The organism is Methylobacterium sp. WL7 (assembly GCF_008040085.1).
In the GTDB taxonomy this organism is placed as follows: Bacteria; Pseudomonadota; Alphaproteobacteria; order Rhizobiales; family Beijerinckiaceae; genus Methylobacterium; species Methylobacterium mesophilicum.
In genome coordinates this window covers 1-2246 of sequence record NZ_VRVG01000277.1, presented here as the reverse complement: position 1 = coordinate 2246, position 2246 = coordinate 1, and the positions used below count along the sequence as shown (strand labels likewise).

At 66.4% G+C, this 2246-nt stretch carries 1 protein-coding gene and 2 pseudogenes; 2 read left to right on the top strand and 1 reads right to left on the bottom strand.

The annotated features are described in order from the left end of the window. A pseudogene (locus tag FV233_RS29135) lies at nucleotides 1–306 on the top strand (IS630 family transposase); the annotation flags it as partial. 260 nt (nucleotides 307–566) lie between these two features. Here FV233_RS29135 and FV233_RS29130 read toward each other — a convergent pair. After that, nucleotides 567–1592: an IS110 family transposase gene (locus tag FV233_RS29130; protein ID WP_147853220.1), complete on the bottom strand. Its 1026-nt coding sequence runs from the start codon at nucleotides 1590–1592 to the stop codon at nucleotides 567–569. 73 nt (nucleotides 1593–1665) lie between these two features. On the opposite strand from FV233_RS29130, the pseudogene FV233_RS29125 reads away from it, so the two are divergent. Further along, nucleotides 1666–2107: pseudogene (locus tag FV233_RS29125) on the top strand (transposase); the annotation flags it as partial. Between the last annotated feature and the right edge of the window lie 139 nt (nucleotides 2108–2246).

Sequence of the window (2246 nt, the reverse complement as noted above, 5' to 3'; positions counted from 1 at the left end):
GCCGCAGGCCTTCCTGCACGAGGTGCGTGATATCCTGGCCGAGCAGGGTGTCCGCACGAGCGTCAGCGGGCTGTGGCGGTTCTTCGCCCGGCATCGGGTCACCCGTAAAAAGGGGCTGTCGACGCGGCCGAGCAGGAGCGTCCGGACGTGAGAGCCGCACGGGAGGCGTGGTTCGAGGGTCAACTCGACCTCGACCCCGATGCCGTCGTCTTCATCGACGAGACGGCGACCGCCACGAACATGGCCCGCACTTACGGTAGGGCTCCACGCGGCGAGCGCTGCCGGCTCCTCGTGCCCCAGGGCCATGTGTGGACGCCCCTTCGGGTGCAAGCAAAATCTCTGGACGGGCGCTGCGCGTGATCGGGTGCTGCCATGTGTCCGGCCTCTGATGCGGCGGGTTACATGCCGCGGGCCCGTATGGGAGTGCGAGAGTCGGGACCACATCACTACAGCGCGCTCGAAGCGCTTACCCTGAGCCTGGTTCTCCCAACTCCGTCTCACCGACGTTGCGCCATACCTGTCCGTTGACCTCCTCACGCCCTCCGACAGCCTCGCGTCCGCCCCGCCTACGCGGTGACGGCCGGAGCTCGGTAGATCCCACCCTTCGTCAGAAGGGCCCACGCGATGCGCGCGTTCTTGTTCGCCACAGCCACGATGACCAGCATCGGCGGCTTGCGCGCGAGCATTTGGCCAAGCCATGAGTCCGCCGGGACGCCCTTGCGCTTGGCCCAGCGTACGACTGCGCTGGCAGCGATGATCAGCAGACGTCGCAACGTCCGCTCGCCCATACGCGAGGTACGTCCGAGCCGCTCCTTGCCGCCAGTCGAGCGCTGCACCGGTGTCAGCCCGACCCAGGCGGCGAAGTCGCGGCCCGAACGAAACGTCTCGACGGGTGGGGCCAAGGCCTCGATGGCAGTGGCGATCAGCGGCCCGATACCGGGCACGCTCATCAGCCGCCGAGCCGTATCGTCGGCCTTCGCGCGCGTGGCGATCTCGGCATCGAGCGCTGCGGTCTGTTCCTGCAGATGGCGGAGCGCACAAACGAGCACGGCAAGGCTGGCGCGGGCGGCTGGAGGAATGTCCGAAGCGGGATCCTCAATCTGCGCGATCAACCGCTCGATATGGGCGGGTCCCTGCGGCGCGATCAGGCCGTACTCGGCAAGATGGCCGCGGATCGCGTTGATGAGCTTAGTACGCTGGCCGACCAGCACATCGCGAGTCCGGAAGATCACCGCGGAGGCTTGCTTGGCTTCGCTCTTCACGGCAACGAAGCGCATGGTCGGACGCTGCGCGGCCTCGCAAATCGCCTCGGCATCGGCCGCGTCGTTCTTCTGGCGCTTAACGAAGGGCTTCACGTAGGCAGGCGCGATCAGCTTGACCGTGTGGCCGAGCTTGCCGATCTCGCGGCCCCAATGATGCGCGCCGGGGCAGGCCTCCATCGCCACGAGGCAGGGTGGTTGGGCCGCAAAGAAGGCGAGTACTTGATCACGCCGTAGCTTCTTGCGGAAGATCGGGGCACCGGCAGCATTCGCGCCGTGCGCCTGAAAGACGTTCTTGGCCAGATCCAGGCCGATGGTGCTAACCTCTGTCACGGACGCCTCCCTCGGGTGGTTCACAAAACCACCACTTTGGCACGTCGATGCCGTCGGGGGGCGTCCACCCCATCATTACAAGACCATCACCGTCACCGCCGCCCTGCGCACCAGCGGCTTGGTCGCCACCACCCTGTTCGACGGGGCCACCAACGGCGCGCGCTTCCGCGCCTACGTCACCGACACCCTGGTCCCGGTGCTGAAGCCGGGTGACAACGTCATCCTCGACAACCTGCAATCCCATAAGGTCGTCGGCGTGCGCGAAGCCATCGAGGCGGCCGGCGCGCGGCTCCTCTACCTCCCGGCCTACTCGCCCGACTTCAACCCGATCGATCCTTCGACAGGCTCAGGATGAGGAGGCCTTCTCAAAGCTCAAGGCGCTGCTGCGCACCGCCGCTGCCCGAACCGTCCCAGACCTTTGGGCAGCCATCGCCCGGGCCTTCGCAGCCTTCACCCCAGCTGAATGCCGCAACTACATCACTGCCGCTGGATACGACGCTTATGACCCAAGCTAAACGGCAACAGCTCTAGGGTGTGAACCGCACCAAGCTCTTGCGAGCTCTGTGATTTTGTGATTCAGGGCCGCCGCGTGCAGCACGGAGGCGGCGATGGCGGAGCTGTTCTGGCTCTCGGATGCGCAGTGGGCGGTGATCG